At 50.4% G+C, this 16,564-nt stretch carries 14 protein-coding genes and 1 pseudogene; all 15 read left to right on the top strand.

Annotated features, from left to right (window positions below):
* The first annotated feature begins 78 nt into the window (after window positions 1–78).
* Window positions 79–1,542: a sigma-54 dependent transcriptional regulator gene (locus KDK13_RS10775; RefSeq protein ID WP_257284971.1), complete on the top strand. Its 1,464-nt coding sequence runs from the start codon at window positions 79–81 to the stop codon at window positions 1,540–1,542.
* Window positions 1,543–2,097: 555 nt separating this feature from the next.
* Window positions 2,098–2,973: a P-loop NTPase gene (locus KDK13_RS10770; RefSeq protein WP_257284970.1), complete on the top strand. Its 876-nt coding sequence runs from the start codon at window positions 2,098–2,100 to the stop codon at window positions 2,971–2,973.
* 104 nt (window positions 2,974–3,077) lie between these two features.
* A complete protein-coding gene (locus KDK13_RS10765; RefSeq protein WP_373692232.1) occupies window positions 3,078–3,758 on the top strand; it encodes an RNA polymerase sigma factor FliA in 681 nt (226 codons plus the stop codon).
* Window positions 3,759–3,999: 241 nt separating this feature from the next.
* Entirely contained in the window at window positions 4,000–4,461 is a 462-nt protein-coding gene (locus KDK13_RS10760; protein WP_257284968.1) for a rhodanese-like domain-containing protein, read from the top strand.
* Between the two features lie 313 nt (window positions 4,462–4,774).
* A complete protein-coding gene (gene ccmA / locus KDK13_RS10755) occupies window positions 4,775–5,434 on the top strand; it encodes a cytochrome c biogenesis heme-transporting ATPase CcmA (RefSeq protein WP_257284972.1) in 660 nt (219 codons plus the stop codon).
* Complete coding sequence (gene ccmB, locus KDK13_RS10750) at window positions 5,421–6,119, top strand: heme exporter protein CcmB (protein WP_257284967.1); 699 nt, start codon at window positions 5,421–5,423, stop codon at window positions 6,117–6,119. Before ccmA ends, ccmB begins: the two co-directional genes overlap by 14 nt.
* A 159-nt stretch (window positions 6,120–6,278) precedes the next feature.
* Window positions 6,279–7,013 carry a heme ABC transporter permease gene (locus KDK13_RS10745; protein WP_257284966.1) on the top strand — a complete coding sequence of 245 codons (735 nt, stop codon included), beginning with the start codon at window positions 6,279–6,281 and terminating at the stop codon, window positions 7,011–7,013.
* The gene (gene ccmD, locus KDK13_RS10740; RefSeq protein WP_257284965.1) at window positions 7,013–7,366 is read left to right on the top strand and encodes a heme exporter protein CcmD; all 354 of its coding nucleotides are present in this window, start codon (window positions 7,013–7,015) and stop codon (window positions 7,364–7,366) included. Before KDK13_RS10745 ends, ccmD begins: the two co-directional genes overlap by 1 nt.
* A complete protein-coding gene (gene ccmE / locus KDK13_RS10735) occupies window positions 7,363–7,863 on the top strand; it encodes a cytochrome c maturation protein CcmE (RefSeq protein WP_257284964.1) in 501 nt (166 codons plus the stop codon). The genes ccmD and ccmE overlap by 4 nt, the downstream gene beginning before the upstream one ends.
* The gene (locus KDK13_RS10730) at window positions 7,853–9,865 is read left to right on the top strand and encodes a heme lyase CcmF/NrfE family subunit (RefSeq protein WP_257284963.1); all 2,013 of its coding nucleotides are present in this window, start codon (window positions 7,853–7,855) and stop codon (window positions 9,863–9,865) included. Before ccmE ends, KDK13_RS10730 begins: the two co-directional genes overlap by 11 nt.
* Complete coding sequence (locus KDK13_RS10725; protein ID WP_257284962.1) at window positions 9,862–10,440, top strand: DsbE family thiol:disulfide interchange protein; 579 nt, start codon at window positions 9,862–9,864, stop codon at window positions 10,438–10,440. The genes KDK13_RS10730 and KDK13_RS10725 overlap by 4 nt, the downstream gene beginning before the upstream one ends.
* Window positions 10,437–10,979: a cytochrome c-type biogenesis protein gene (locus KDK13_RS10720; RefSeq protein ID WP_257284961.1), complete on the top strand. Its 543-nt coding sequence runs from the start codon at window positions 10,437–10,439 to the stop codon at window positions 10,977–10,979. The genes KDK13_RS10725 and KDK13_RS10720 overlap by 4 nt, the downstream gene beginning before the upstream one ends.
* Window positions 10,979–12,148, top strand: coding sequence for a c-type cytochrome biogenesis protein CcmI (ccmI, locus tag KDK13_RS10715; RefSeq protein ID WP_257284960.1), 1,170 nt, complete (start codon window positions 10,979–10,981; stop codon window positions 12,146–12,148). The genes KDK13_RS10720 and ccmI overlap by 1 nt, the downstream gene beginning before the upstream one ends.
* 310 nt (window positions 12,149–12,458) lie before the next feature.
* Entirely contained in the window at window positions 12,459–15,968 is a 3,510-nt protein-coding gene (gene smc, locus KDK13_RS10710) for a chromosome segregation protein SMC (protein WP_257284959.1), read from the top strand.
* Window positions 15,969–16,236: 268 nt separating this feature from the next.
* Window positions 16,237–16,564: pseudogene (locus KDK13_RS10705) on the top strand (hypothetical protein); the annotation flags it as partial.

The following is a 16,564-nucleotide window of genomic DNA, read 5'->3' as shown; positions in this document are numbered from 1 at the left end:
AATAATAAGATGTATTTTGATTTCGAAAATTTGTATCTACGCTGTAAAAATTAACCGGATGACAGGGATAGTCGTCTTATGGAAACAGCTGAGCAGGTACTCATCATTGAAGACGCGGAGCAGCGTCGGCATGACTTTAGCACGATTTTGCAGTTCATGGGCTATCACACAGTGGCTATCGGTGCAGCCTACTGGGAAGATACAGTCAGTGCTTTTCCTCCGGAAACCTTCAGTGCTCTTTTTCTGGGTGACTTTTTGCAGGCAGAAAGCTCTCTGCAGGGAATGGTTTCCAGAGTTCAGGGTTGGTGTGGTGGCGTCCCCGTCATCAGGATTTCGGAGTCATTGCCTGACAATCTGCCGGTAGCACTTGCCAGGCAAATTATTGCCCGGGTTGACTGGCCATGCAGCAAGCCTCAACTTTTATCCAGTTTGCATTACGGTCAGGTCTACCGTGAGCAGTGGCGCCTGGCACACCAGACTGGCTATAACCAGCAGGTACAATTGTTCCGTGGGCTGGTTGGAAAGAGTGATCGAATCCGGAAAGTTCGAGCAGCCATGGCCCAGGTGGCAGATCGGGATGTCAATGTTTTGATCACCGGTGAGTCGGGTACAGGCAAAGAAGTGGTTGCCCGTAATCTCCATGAACACTCCTATCGCCGGAGCGCGCCTTTTGTCCCGGTTAACTGCGGTGCAATTCCCACAGACCTGCTGGAAAGCGAACTTTTTGGTCATGAAAAGGGGGCTTTCACGGGAGCGGTGACCAGTCGCAAGGGGCGGTTTGAACTAGCCCAGGGCGGAACGCTGTTTCTTGACGAAATAGGGGATATGCCTCTGCATATGCAGGTTAAGTTGCTCAGGGTTCTGCAGGAGAGGACGTTCGAACGGGTTGGTGGAACAGAGCCAATTGAAGTGGATGTTCGAATCATTGCCGCAACCCACAAGAATCTTGAAGTTATGATCACTGAGGGAAGCTTTCGGGAAGATCTTTATTACCGCTTGAATGTATTTCCCATCGAGATGCCTTCTCTCAAAGAGCGACCTGAAGATATTCCGCTGATGATTAATGAGCTGACCCATGGTATGGAGAAGCAGGGGAGAGGGTCCATCCGACTCAGCTCAGCGGCAATATTATCGCTTTGTCGCCATGACTGGCCGGGAAATGTCCGTGAAATGGCAAATCTTCTGGAGCGTCTTGCGATCATGTATCCCTATGGGGTTATTGGTGTCCAGGATCTGCCAGAAAGTTTCTGCCACCTTGATTTGATCAGTCAGGAAGATGATGGTGTGGCTGATTTATTTCCGGACAGTATTCAGCCAGCAGGTGCTGCCACCTCTGAAGATCTCGCGGTACTGCCTGTTGGGGGCTTGAACCTTAAGGAATATCTGACCCGGCTGGAAAAGAGCTTGATTCAGCAGGCGCTGAATGACTGTAATAGCGTTGTTGCCAGGGCTGCAGACAAACTGCAGATACGGCGAACGACCCTGGTGGAAAAAATGCGCAAGTATGGCCTTCAGAGATATGAGGACTCGGTTAAAACCTGATATTCAGTGATGGAAAAAATGGCTGCATATCTTGTGGTCATTTTTTTTATAGCAGATAGTAACTATCTGCAATGATGAACTTCTAATTTCAGCTTTACTGAGGTGGTCAATTCTTTCCCGTCGTTGTTTCTGCGTAGTTCGACTCTACTTCGAATCCCTTCTGCTTCTTGCTATTCTGCTATTCGATATCATTTCATGAGTTCACACGTTATTCCTTCCTGTTTTGGTGATCAAATGCTGCCATTTTTGCGTCACTATAAAGTGACACTGTCAAATAACTATCTTTTCAGACAGTTCAAAAAAGTGTTCAAGATATTTTCAAAGCAACCGAAAATTATTCTATGTCAAAAAATTAGCGAATTAAAAATAGTGTTCTTTTAGAAAGTTGTTAAAAAACATGATGTTATGGTTTTCTGTTTTTCTTGATGTGTTTTTTTTTAGGGTTTGACTGCTGTTTTTATTTTCAAAATCAAAGTTGGCACGCTCATTGATATATATTATTTGTCGTTTTTCTATATGTATTTCCTGAGCAATTGAAAAATTAAAGTGAGAACGATGGCGCAAGCAAAGAAAAGAGTGATTGCGGTTTCAGGGTGTAAAGGTGGTGTAGGTAAAACCGTAGTTGCAGTAAACCTTGCTCTGGCTCTGGCAAAGCTGGGTCAGCGTGTCGTTTTGATGGATGGTAATCTTTCTGTACCCGATGTTGAGTTTACTCTTGGGATGAATAATCTTGGGATGAATAATAAAAGTGATATCACAGAGAAGTTGTCGTCTGATTTTGTTTTTTCATCTCCTGCTGAAGTTGAGTTGGCTAATGCAACTTCTGGTCATCAGCAGAAAGGACTGTTAAATGGTCCTTCAGGCGTAAGGGTATTTACACCGGTTGCTCAAGGTGAGTGGAAAGAAAGTATTCAAATTATTCAGGCAGTGGAGCTGATTCAGGACATGGATGATCTTGCATCGGATCTGGATACTTTGATTATTGATACGGCTCCGGGCCTGGCTCCGGATAATGTAACGCTCATTCAGGCGGCAACAGAGGTAGTCGTTGTCGTCAGCCAGGAAGATGTGTCTGTTGTTGATGCGGTTCGACAGATAAGGCTTCTGTATCGGGTTTTCAATGTTCACCAGTTTTATATTGTTGTTAACCTGGTAAGCAGCAGAAGAGGCGGTGCAAAACAGTTTGAGAAGTTACAGGAGTATCTGAAAGACGACAAACAGATAGTGTTAAGCTATCTGGGGGCAATTCCACATGATAAGGCTGTAAGTGAAGCGGTATTAAAGCAGTCGGCACTTTTAATGGAAAGTAACGACTGCCGGGCTGCAAAAGCATTTCACAGAATTGGACATCAGCTATCAAAATTACCGGTGCCTGAGCCAAAAGGTCGTATAGAATTCTTTTTGCCTGGTAGGATCAAGGAGAGGATCTAGTTATGACAGAGACTGCACAGGAAGTGCAAACTAAGACGGTGAAAACTAAGACGGCGCAAACTAAGACGGTGCAAACCAAGACGGCGCAGAAGAAGACATTGAGCATGGAAGAGATGGTAGTAAAACATCGCTCATTGGTAAAAAGAATTGCTAATCACCTTGCTGCAAGAATGCCTGCCAGTGTGCAGATTGATGACCTGGTCCAATCAGGAATGATTGGGTTGCTTGAAGCAGCCTCAAAATATGATGCATCCAAAGGTGCCAGTTTCGAAACGTTTGCGGGTATTCGAATTCGTGGAGCAATGCTGGATGAAATTCGAAAAGGTGACTGGGGGCCAAGATCAGTTTACCGAAATAGTCGTCGTATTACTGAAGCGGTTCAGGTTGTTGAAGCCAAGCTGGGAAGAGATGCCAGGGATTCTGAAGTCGCAAAAGAACTTGATGTGAAAATTGATGAATATTACACCATTCTGAGTGATTTAAGAGGGTGTCGTCTTTTTAGTTATGAAGAGTTATTTGACAGTGAAGAGTCAAGAATGCAGGCTCGATCAGGAGACAGGGGGCCCTCTGCAGATATTCAGGAAGAAAAGTTTAAAATAGCACTGATTGAAGCCATTGATAAGTTGCCTGAAAGAGAAAAGCTGGTATTGATGCTTTATTACGATGAAGAAATGAATTTGAAAGAGATCGGTAAAGTATTAGGGGTCAGTGAATCAAGAGTAAGCCAGATTCACTCTCAGGCTGCACTGCGTTTAAGGTCGCGGTTGCAAAATTGGCTGAGTTAATGTCTCAGCCACTCCATTTTCAAAGGGCAGTGACAAAAAAAGGTCAATAGTCGGAAAGCTGGTCTTTTTCTTTTTTATGTTGACAAAGTTTAGTTGAATTGATCTGTTTTCAGAAATATATGCCGGTTATATGCTGCATTGCTTTGAACATTTTATTTTTAGTTTCTTATTGTTCCAAGTGGGTAGGTCTTAGCTTCATATACTTCTTTTATTAAGTTTTTTAATAACGGACCTGCATTATATGAAATGGACTTCTATCTCGGCTGCCATTCTGTTGTCGGCATTTTCCTTTATTCTTCCTGCCCAGGAAGAAGCACCAGAAGCAATAAATGGTGTTATTACCATCAATACCCATCAGGCAAAACGCCTTCATGATATAGGTGCACTTTTTATCGATGTGCGCCCCTATCAACAATGGCAATATGGTCATGTCGATGGATCTCACAACCTTGATCTAAGGGGGGGATTTCGTCAACTTCTGGTGCCGGGGGTTCTGGAAAAAGAGACGCCTATCGTGATCTATGGTAACAGCACATACCATATGAGAGGGGCCATCGGCAGTTATCTGGCTGCATTATGGGGTTATGAACGCGTGTTTTTCCTTCGGGACGGGTATTATTCCTGGCTGGCGCTGGATTACCCGGTGACATTGAAGTCTGATGACCTTGGCGAGTCCTACACAACAGGCGTTATGGCTCAATAACGGCACCTGTCTCTCCGCACAGATTTTCCTTCTGTGCCCGCTTTCCAAATGCCTTCTGTCTTCACTTTCTCTATGGGAGTGAAGATCGGCATGCCCTGAGACCTTCCCAAGCCTGGTTAATGGGGTCAAAGAGCTGCATTTACCCCCGCAGTCAGCAAAAAATCCTGATATAATCGCCAGCCAATGCTAATTAGGGACATCAGAGAAAACAGGGCGTTTCATGGCTTATGGCTGTGTTGCTTTGTGAATCCGGGTCTCAACGATAGGCGCTTTTGGTGATTGTCAGTAGATTCAGGAGTTCGCTTTGCTGAATGTGGTTCAGTTAAGCTGTGAACGGGACGACAGGCTGCTGTTCAGTAACTTGTCCTTTCAGCTTGGTAGTGGAGAAATACTCCAGATTGAGGGGAGAAACGGAGCTGGAAAAACATCGCTGCTCCGAATTATTGCTGGCTTTTCACCCAGTCGTAGTGGTGATATTTTCTGGAACGACCAGCCTTTATCGGCAGTGTACGCTGACTTTCGCCTTAACTGTTTTTTCCTTGGCCATAAACCGGGGCTGAAACTTGACCTGACACCTCTCGAAAACCTTGTCTGGCGAGCCAGGCTCGCCAATACCATAATCAGCCGGGAAGCATTGCTCTGTGCACTGGATCGAGTGCAGCTGGCGGGTTATGAAGATATTCCCTGTAGCCACCTGTCGGCCGGGCAGTTGAGGCGGGTGGCCTTTGCCGGGCTGATTGCCAGCCGGGCACGGCTCTGGATTCTTGATGAGCCATTCACGGCGATTGATATTGAGGGTGTATCCTGGCTGGAGAGCCTCTTTGATGAGCACACTCATCACGGGGGGATGGTACTGGTAACCAGTCATCAGCCATTGAATAATTGTCAGGGAAAACTGCGTAAGTTGAATGTGGAGAGCTTTGCAGAAGAAAGGATTGCTGATGGCAGGGGAGGGGGAGATGTCGAATGTTGACCAGCAATCCATGCGAGGGTTTTCAGCCTGCCTTGCCCTGATTCGCCGGGACCTGATACTTACTTTCCGGTCACCTGGTCAGGCCATTAATCCCATGGCGTTCTTCCTGATGGTGGCTACTTTGTTTCCCCTTGGTATTGCGCCGGATCGGGAAGTCTTGTCAGAACTGGCGGCTGGCGTTATCTGGATTGGTGCATTATTGGCGGTTTTACTGTCGCTGGACTCATTGTTCAAAAGTGACCAGGACGATGGGGCTTTGGACCAATTATTGATGTCGCCACACCCGCTTCCCTTACTGGTTCTGGCAAAAGTGTTCAGTCACTGGTTGACCAGTGGTTTCTGTTTAACGCTCATGGCGCCATTACTGGCCATCATGTTACACCTGCCATCCGATGCTTTCTCCGCGCTTATGATTACGCTTTTGCTGGGAACACCAGTACTCAGTCTGGCAGGAGCCATCGGTTCTGCATTAACGGTAAGGGTACAGCGTGGCGGCTTGTTGCTCACCCTGCTGTCGTTACCGCTTTACATACCGGTACTGATTTTTGCCACGGGTGCCGTTAACGCTGCCATGCAAAACATGCCGTATACAGGCCATATTCTCTGGTTGTCTGTTTTTCTGGTACTTGGTGTGTGCCTGGCACCGCTGGCCATTGCCGGGGCGTTAAGGGTAATTAATGAGTAACGATTTTTTTCACAATATGGTAAAGAGGCTGATCTTTCTTCGGGCAATTTCTTGAAAAATGAAGACGTTTCCAGCACTCTCTGCCTGCAGAGAATCCCTGCCAAATCAGGTCGCATTGGTGGCGGCCTCAGGTTCCAGATTGGAAAGTAGAACAAGATTATGAACTGGACGTTTTTTCATAAGTTGGGCTCTCCCAAGTGGTTTTATGATATCAGCGGTAAGTGGTTGCCCTGGCTTCAGGTATCATCCCTGGTGTTGATATCGGTAGCGCTGGTCTGGGGGCTGGCGTTTACCCCTCCGGATTACCTGCAGGGCAACAGTTACCGAATCATATTTATTCATGTACCTGCGTCTTTCCTTGCCCAATCGGTCTATATGATGATGGCAACGGCGGCGGCTGTGACCCTGATCTGGAAAATCAAACTCGCCGATATGGCGCTGAAAGTCATGGCACCTATCGGGGCTTCCTTCTGCATACTTTCTCTGGCTACCGGAGCAATCTGGGGGCAGCCGACCTGGGGGACCTGGTGGGTATGGGATGCACGGCTGACCTCCATGCTGATTCTGCTGTTCCTGTATATCGGCATTATTGCCCTGCGCGGTGCAATCCACACAATAGAAGCGGCCGCAAAAGCCTGCGCCATTCTCAGCCTGGTAGGGGTGGTCAACATCCCGATCATCAAGTTTTCTGTGGATTGGTGGAACACTCTCCACCAGGGAGCCACATTGACGCTGACAGAAAAACCATCCATGGCACCTGAAATGCTATGGCCCCTGTTATTGGCCATTCTTGGATTTTATCTGTTTTTTACGATGGTCATGGTGCTTCGTCTACGTATAGAAATTATCAGTCGTGAACGAAAGACCCGCTGGGTAAAAGAGCTGGTGAGCTGATGCCTATGTATTTTGACAGTTGGAGCGGTTTTCTTGCCATGGCGGGCCATGGAATCTATGTCTGGAGTGCCTATGCCGTTGCTTCGGTGGTGATTGCTTACAATCTGGCCGTGCCGTTGATGGCAAGACGGCGGATATTCGCACAGATAGCTGCACAAGTGAGGCGAGAGGAGCGCCTGGTCAAAAGAGGCGTGGACGTGAATCAGGTCACTGCAGGCAGTGGTGATGACACCGGGAGGCACTCTGCCAACTCCGGGAGCACACAACAAAAGCACTGCGCTGAGCGACAAGCTGAACAACAAGCCGAACAACAAAAAGAAAACCTTGAGTCTGTTAAGGGGAGCGCCCAATGAATGCAGTTCGCAAACAGAGATTAATACTTGTATTACTGCTGCTGGCAGGCGTTGGGTTGGCTGTGGCGCTGATGTTGTTTGCGCTTCGCGAGAACATAAATCACTACTTCTCCCCGGCCCAGATGGCTGCCGGTGAAGCACCGGTAGCTCAGCGGATGCGCGGTGGTGGCCTGGTGGTTCCAGGCTCAGTTGAGCGCGATAGCGAAAGCCTGAAGGTCAGCTTTCGCATCACCGATGGTGCCGGAGAAGTGACGGTCCACTATGAAGGTATTTTGCCTGACCTTTTTGTTGAAGGTTCCGGTGTTGTTGCCCTGGGGACGCTTGGCAGTGACGGTGTTTTTGCTGCGACGGAAGTGTTGGCCAAACATGATGAAAACTACATGCCGCCGGAAGTGCAGAAAGCCATTGATGAAGCACATCCAAAACCGGGTTACGCCAGGCCTGCTGCACAAACCACTGTTCAACGTGAGCTGAGGAGCCTGCAAGATGGTAGCTGAAGCTGGCCTGCTGGCTCTGATTATTGCCTTGTGCCTGAGTCTTTTGCTCAGCATTTTTCCGCTGGTGGGCAGTTACACCGGTAATCTTCGTTTAATGAATCAGGCCCGCTCCCTGTCCTGGGGACTGTTTGCCTTTGTTGGCTTTTCATTTCTGTGTCTGGTCTGGGCATTTATTACTGATGACTTTTCGGTGGATTATGTCGCCAGGCATTCGAACAGTCTGCTGCCTGTACCATATAAAGTCAGTGCCACCTGGGGAGGGCATGAAGGGTCGCTGCTGATGTGGGTGCTGATCCTTGTCGGCTGGATGGCGATGGTCGCTTTCAGGAGCGACCGCCTGCCTCCTGAGTTGTCCGCCAGAGTGCTCTCGGTCATGGGGATGGTTACCGTTGGCTTTTTGCTGTTTACCCTGCTGACGTCCAACCCTTTTAACCGCATTCTGCCTTTTCCCCCGGAAGATGGTGCCGACCTGAACCCGCTGCTTCAGGACTTTGGCCTTATCGTTCACCCGCCCATGCTGTATATGGGATACGTTGGTTTTGCCGTTGCCTTTGCCTTTGCCATTGCCGCACTGCTGGGTGGGCAGCTTGACACTGCCTGGGCCCGATGGGCAAGGCCATGGACGACAGTGGCCTGGGTTTTCCTGACCCTGGGGATTTCCCTGGGTAGCTGGTGGGCCTATTACGAGCTTGGCTGGGGCGGCTGGTGGTTCTGGGACCCGGTGGAAAATGCCTCTCTGATGCCCTGGCTGGTGGGAACGGCGCTGATGCACTCCCTGGCAGTGACAGAAAAACGCGGCCTGTTCAAAAGCTGGACGTTGCTGCTGGCCATCTTTACCTTCTCACTGAGCCTGCTGGGTACGTTTCTGGTTCGCTCCGGCGTGCTCACCTCGGTCCACGCCTTTGCCAATGATCCGGAAAGAGGGGTCTTTATCCTTTTTTATCTGATGATTGTCGTCGGTGCATCGCTGACACTGTTTGCCCTCAGGGCCCCTGAAGTGCGCAGTCGAATCAGTTTTTCCATGGCATCCAGGGAAACGCTGCTGCTGGTTAATAATATTCTGCTGACAGCCAGTGCCGCTACCGTGCTGCTTGGAACCTTATTCCCGCTGCTGCTGGAGTCTCTTGATATGGGCATGATTTCAGTCGGACCTCCTTACTTCAATCTTGTCTTTGTGCCAATGGCCATGTTGCTGGCTTTTGCCCTGGGGTTTGGTGTTCTGCTCAACTGGAAGAGTGGTTCTGTCAAATGGCTGATCAGCCAGACCCGTTGGATTTTGCTGGTATCCATTCTTGGTGGTTTAGGGTTCAGCCTGTTCTACGGTGACGTTTTTGCAAAGCATTTTCTGATCAGTGAAGTGCTGGCCATGGCCCTGGTGCTGTGGATCGTGCTCACCATGGGGCGGGATATTCTCAATAAGACCCGAAACGCCCGGGCAAAAACGGGGATGGTCGATGCATTAAAGCGTCTGAAACCTGCGTATTACGGGATGCATCTTGCGCATCTGGGTCTGGCGGTCACCATCGTTGGTGTCGCCATCAGCAGTGGTTACAGCAGCCAGCGTGATTTGCGAATGACTCCCGGCGATATGGTAACTCTTGGAGAGTATCAGTTCCGTTTTGATGGTGTCAGTATGCGGCCCGGCCCTAACTACACATCCGACTATGGGTCTGTAACTGTCTACGAAAATGGTCGTCAAATAGCGGTATTACATCCTGAGAAGCGAGTCTATACCGCCCAGCAAATGCCCATGACCGAGGCTTCCATTGACCCGGGATTAACCCGTGATATTTACGTTGCCTTAGGGGAGCCATTGGGTGATGACGGCAGCTGGGCACTGCGACTGCATATCAAGCCTTTTGTTCGCTGGATCTGGCTGGGCTCCCTGTTTATGGCGCTGGGTGGTGTGGTGGCGATCTCTGACCGGCGCTACAGAATGAAAGTACGTCAGAAAGTGAACGCATTAAGACCTTTTGGGGATGAGGGAGTGGCCAGCGCATGAAACGACGTTTGCAACTGTTTTTGCCGCTGGCGATCTTTCTCGGGCTTTGCCTGATGTTTTATGTGGCACTGTTCCGGGAAAATCCGGGCGAGTTGCCATCCGCCCTGCTGGATCAGCCTTTACCGGCATTTGAGCGGTCAACGGTTAAGAACCCTGACCGGACAGTGACCAGAGAGCACCTGCTGGGTGAAGTTGCCCTGATCAATGTCTGGGCCTCCTGGTGTCCTGCCTGTCGGGTCGAACACCCCTATCTGGTGGATCTGGCCAATAAAGGTGTCCCCATTTACGGTGTGAACTACAAGGATGACCAGCCTGAAGCCAGAAAGTGGTTGAAGACGCTGCATGACCCTTATCGTTTCAGTATTAACGATGAGAGTGGTTCGCTGGGCATTGATCTCGGTGTTTATGGTGCGCCGGAAACCTATTTAATCGATCATCAGGGTGTTATTCGTTATAAGCATGTCGGCATTGTTGATGCCAATGTCTGGAAGAATGACCTTGAGCCCAGATTCAGCCATTTGCAAAAAATAGCCCGCAAAGCGCAGGCAAATAATCATGAAGGGGAGGTCAAATGATAAAGCGCCTAACCTCCCGGTTGATCATTCTGCTATCGATGGTTCTGTTTACGGGCACGACCTATGGTGTCATCGACTCCTATCAGTTTTCGACACCGGAACAGGAGCAGCGTTTTTTCGAGCTGACCAATGAGCTGCGTTGTCCAAAGTGTCAAAACCAGACCATCGGCGATTCTAATGCGCCCATTGCCCAGGATCTTCGGCGGGAAGTCCACCGTCTGTTGAATGAGGGCGCAGATAACCAGACCGTTGTCGACTTTATGCTCGCCCGTTACGGTGATTTTGTGCTCTACAAACCCCGTGTTTCCGGTTTGAACCTTGTCCTCTGGCTTGGGCCTTTGCTGCTGTTGCTGGTTGGCCTGGTAGTGCTTGTTGTGGTGGTTCGCAGGCATAAAGCGGCGGTTACGGAATCGGTACAAGCGGCCCCTGACGGACATAACGCCGAAGAAGCGTTGCTGGATCAAAAGCTGAACAGATTTCTGACAGACCATTTGAGCACACACTCATCAGAAGATCATAAAACGGATGGTAAGGAGTAATGATGGAGTTCTGGTTGGTAGCCGCATTGCTGATTGCCATTGCTGTATTGATTTCTGTCTGGCCATTGATCAAGCCTGCCGTGTCGGTGCCGGGTGAGTCTGAAGAGTCTGCCAATGTTGCCAGTTTCCGTGATCAAATGGCGGATCTGGACTGGCAGTTGCAACAGGGGCAGGTGTCAGCAGACGAGGCGGAAAAGCTGAAACTGGAGTTGAAGAAAAAGCTGGCTGATGAGCTGGGGGATAAACAGCCCGCGAGCGCATATTCTCTGTTGAAAAAGCCGGGGTTTGCACTGCTGATTGCACTGATTGTGCCGGTTTCCACTGTGATCCTTTATTTTAAGCTGGGTGCAACCACTGAGATTGCCGTGGTAAACGCCATGCAGGATGGCCAGCTCAATAGCGAGCAGGTAGAAACCGTCCTTAAAAACTGGGTGGCCAAGCGGCCGGAAAATAATCAGGCGCTGTTCATGCTGGGCAGTCATTACCTGAGAGTGGGTAAACTGGACGAAGCGGTTACAACCTATCGGTACCTGGCCAGCATCAGTAATGGGCACCCCCAGGTCACCGCAGAACTGGCCCAGGTGCTGTTTTTAAACAGCAATAATGAGGTCACTCCTGAAATTCGTGAACTCTATCAGCAGACACTGCTGAAAGATGGTCAGAATACTACGGCATTGGGGTTGAAGGGGATTGATGCCTTTGCCAGTGGTAATTACCAGGGAGCCATTGCCGCCTGGCAGTTGGCGTTGACCCATGAAGTAGATCCCGCAGCCCGGCAGTCATTGAGCGTGGGCATTAATCAGGCCCGTTCGATGCTGGGTGATACCGTGGTTGCCCTTCGGGTCATGATTGATCTGGCCCCTGAAATGGCGGGGTTGCCAGATGATGCCAGGGTGGTGGTTTTTGCCCGCCCGGCCGGGGACGCCAGGCAACCTCCAGTGGTTGCTGTGCCACTGAGTGTCGGAGACCTCCCACGGGAGATCATACTGGATGATAATGGTGCCATGATGATGGGGGGGCAGCTGCTGTCATCCATTGACCGTCTTGATATCACGGCACGGATCAGCCTCACTGGCAATGTCATGTCCCCTGATTATCAGGTGCAGGTAAAAGGGGTGAAAACCACGGCAACCGAGCCTGTCAGGCTTACATTTACGCCGACGGGTTAGACCCGCTGTTTATAAGGGGTTGACTGAGAGCTTTATAACAGTCTCAAACGGTTATAAAAACCGGAAGTCGCCTTTTTCATTTCGGAAAAGGCGACTTTTCTATTTACTGTGATAGTGTGTAAGATCAGGATTGAAAGAAATATAAACTCTTTCAGGTAAAAGATTCGCTATGACAAGGAACCGGAGCCCAAAGCAACATGCTATGAATGGTGGTTTTACCGGAGCATAAAGCCCCATAGCGTGAACTATTGGTCAGTATTCAGGCTCTTACACCGAGCCGGGCCCCGACAGTGAAGAGCTAAAGGAAACGATGCGTTTAAAATCCATCAAACTGGCCGGATTCAAATCGTTTGTGGACCCCACAACAGTTCACTTTCCCTCCAATATGTGTGGGGTGGTAGGCCCCAATGGTTGTGGCAAGTCAAATATTATTGATGCGGTGCGCTGGGTAATGGGGGAGTCGTCCGCCAAGCATCTGCGTGGCGAATCCATGACTGACGTTATCTTTAAAGGGTCCAACAGCCGTAAGCCTGCCAATCAGGCGTCTGTAGAACTGATCTTTGATAATAATGAAGGGCGGGTTACCGGAGCGTTTGCCGCTTACCGGGAAATCTCGGTCAAGCGAACGGTTAACTCCGATGCCAAGAACACCTATTTTCTCAACGGCAGTAAGTGTCGCCGTAAAGATATTATGGATATCTTCCTGGGCACCGGTCTTGGGCCCAGAAGTTATGCCATTATCAGTCAGGGCATTATCTCCAATCTGATTGAATCGAAACCGGAAGAGCTTCGGGTATTTATCGAAGAGGCTGCCGGTATCTCCCGCTACAAGGAGCGCCGTCGTGAGACGGAAAACCGCATCCGCCGAACCAATGAAAACCTTGAACGACTGACCGACCTGCGAGAAGAGCTGGGGCGTCAGCTTGGCCATCTGCAACGGCAGGCTCAGGCAGCGGAAAAGTATAAAGAGTTCAAAGCCGAGGAGCGGCTGAAAAAGGCTCAGTTGCAGGCCTTGAAATGGCAGACCATCAATACCGGAGCCCAGTCCCAGGAACAGGCCATCCGTGAGTTCGAGGTTCAGTTGGAAGCGGCGATCAGTCAACAGCGTTCAGCGGATGCTGCCATGGAAGAAGATCGCGTCCAGCAGATGGAGCTGAGTGACCGTTTCCATGAAGCGCAATCCAGCTATTACGGCACGGGCAATGAAGTTACCCGTATTGAACAGACCCTGCAGCACCGGGAAGAACGTTCCAAAGAGTTGAGTCGTGACCTTGAGCAGGTGGAACACAGCTGGGAAGAGGCCCGTGAACAGTTGGCGGATGATCAGCAGCAGCTGGAGGCTTTTCAGGAAGAGCTGATCGAACTGGAGCCGGAGCTGGCCATGCTGCAGGATCAGGAGGCAGACTCTGGTGATGTCCTGACCCGGGCAGAAGAGGCGATGCAGCGCTGGCAGCAGGAGTGGGATAACTTTAATCAGCGATCCCATGAGCCAAAGCGAACCGCTGAAGTTGAGCAGTCCCGCATCCATCATGCCGAGCAGGTGATGGGGCGTTTGCAGGAACGGGAAGGTCGCCTGAAAGAAGAGTCTGCCGCTCTTGGTGGTACTGAAGACCAGGAAGAGATGACGCTTCTGTCGGAGAAGCTGACCGAACTGGAGTTAACCGCAGAAACTGTTGAGCTGCGCATCGAAGAGTGTGTTGAAGCGGTTGAGCAACAGCGTGATCAGGTGCAGAGCCTGACGGCTGAGCTGGACAACAACCGGGATGAACTCAGCATGGTGCGTGGTCGACACGCTTCGCTGGAAGCTCTGCACCAGGCATCACTGCATCAGGATACGGGCACCATTGAGTGGCTGGAGCAACAGCAGCTCAATGAACATACCCGTCTGATGGATAAGCTTCAGGTGGATGCGGGCTGGGAACGTTCGGTTGAAACCGTTCTGGGCGATAGCCTCCAGGCCGTGTGTCTGGATAGCCTTGATCCTGTCGCGGATGCGCTGGGTGCGTTAGAGCAGGGATCGCTGGTGCTGCTGGAGGCTGGCGCAGGCCAGCAACATACTCCTTCGTTAAGTGAGTTGCCACTGCTGGCAGACAAAGTGATCAGCGGTCAGGAAGCTCTGCCCTTATTGGCTGGAATCTATGCTGCAGATTCACTGGAAACGGCGCTCTCCCTGCGTGCAAAACTCCAGGCTGGCGAATCAATCATTACACCGGATGGCATTTGGCTATCTTCCGGCTGGCTGCGGGTTAACCGGGGCGTTGATAATAATGCCGGTGTGCTGGAACGCCAGAAAGAGATGGACGCCCTGGGTGACAGGCTTACAACTCTGGAAGAAAGCAGCCTGCTATTGAAAGAGCAGCTGGAAGGCGCCAGGGCAAAACTCGAACAGCATGAGACTCAGCGGGAGCAACTGCAAAAGCAGCTGTCCGAACTCAACCGGAACCAGGGTGAGGTGCGGGCGGATCTTGGTGCGCGAAAGGTCCGGTTAGAACAGTTTTCCGAACGTCGTCGACGCCTTGAGCAGGAGCTGCAGGAGGTCAGGGAACAGTATGGGCTTGAGCAGGAGGTGATTGGCGAGTCCCGCATGCGCCTGCAGGAAGCTCTGGACCATATGGAAGAAGACATTGGTCGTCGGGAAGCGATGCAGGATCAGCGTGAGAAGCTTCAGGCACGTCTCGAAGAGGTGCGTCACCAGGCGCGTTTTGATAAAGAGCGAGCCCACCAACTTGCCCTTCGTCAGCAATCCATCAATACCCGGATAGGCTCTCTGAAGGCAGCGATTGAGCGTTTAAGCCAACAGTCTACCAAGCTCCGGGAGCGACGGGAGTTTCTCAGGGAGTCCATGTCTGAATCCAACTCGCCAGAGGGGGATCTGCGGGAACAGCTGGAGGAAATGCTGGCCAGGCGTCTTGAGCAGGAAGAGGCGATGCAGCAGGCCCGGATGGCCCTTGAAGAAGTGGAGCAGCGGATTCGTGGAGGGGAGAAGGTTCGTCACAGTGCTGAGCAGCAGGCGCAGAAAATCCGGGAACAGCTGGAAAAGCTGAGAATGGACTGGCAGGGGATGCAGGTTCGTCGAACGACACTGGCTGAACAACTGAAAGAAGATCAGTTTGATCTGGCAACGGTACTTGAGAACCTTCCGGATGATGCTTCTGAGCAGCAGTGGGAGCAGGAACTGGAGCGGATCGCCGCACGAATTGAGCGTTTGGGTGCTATTAACCTGGCGGCCATTGAAGAGTACGAAACCCAGTCGGAGCGGAAGCAGTATCTGGATGCCCAGAATGATGACCTGGAGTCTGCCCTGAATACCCTGGAGAATGCTATTCGCAAGATCGATAAGGAGACCCGTCAACGGTTCAGGATGACGTTCGATAAGGTCAACAGCGGTCTTCAGGAGTTGTTTCCCCGGGTATTTGGCGGTGGTCAGGCATATCTGGCATTAACCGGAGAAGACCTGCTGGATACCGGTGTGGCTATAATGGCTCAGCCTCCGGGCAAGAAAAACAGTACTATCCACCTGCTTTCCGGTGGTGAAAAGGCGCTGACGGCCATTGCCCTGGTATTTGCCATCTTCCAGTTGAATCCGTCGCCTTTCTGTATGCTGGATGAGGTGGATGCCCCTTTGGACGATGCCAACGTTGGTCGGTATGCAAAAATGGTGTCTGAAATGAGTGATAAAGTGCAGTTTGTTTACATCACTCACAATAAAATTGCCATGCAGGCCGCCAGCCAGCTGGTGGGTGTCACCATGCATGAGCCTGGCGTATCCAGGCCGGTATCGGTGGATATTGAGCAGGCGGCGGCAATGGCTGAGTTGTAAGTATCCACAGAGGGGATACTTGGTAGTTGGATAAATTAGCTATGACTTTGACTCAACGCAGTCAAAAAAGCGCGTTAAGTAAACGTCCATAGCTTAATTTGTTATTTTTTTATTGTAATATTGCAACGTTGGTCGATTGCAGCAATAAATGCGGATGTGATACATGGCAGTTGTCTATTTTACAGAATAGTTATTGTCATCAAGTGTTATCACAGGGAAACAAACTGCAATTCGGGCGTTGTTTCAAGGTCTACAGGGCAGCAAGGACATGAGTTTGCGAGAATGGCTGACACTCATAGGAATACTGGTAATTGTCGGCGTATTGGCTGACGGTTATCGCAGGATGCGACTGGCCAGAAAAAGGTCATCGGAAATCAGCTTTGGTTTGGAGGAAGTCAAAGGCTATGACGATGATTTTTCCAGTGAACTGCCTAATGGTGGTGCCCGGCCCAGCTCTTTGAAAGAGAGCATTCTGAAAGAGAGCCTTCTGAAGGAAGGGTTTGCTAAAAAAGAACCTGCCAGAACCCGTGTTGAGCCCGGTTTTTCGGGGGGCGATTATTTCGATGACTATCCGGAGGAGGATAATGAAGAACCGC

The sequence above is a fragment of the Endozoicomonas sp. SESOKO1 genome, assembly GCF_024606265.1.
Lineage (GTDB): Bacteria > Pseudomonadota > Gammaproteobacteria > Pseudomonadales > Endozoicomonadaceae > Endozoicomonas.
Note: the sequence above shows the minus strand (reverse complement) of the source record. Positions and strands in the feature narration are given on the sequence as shown.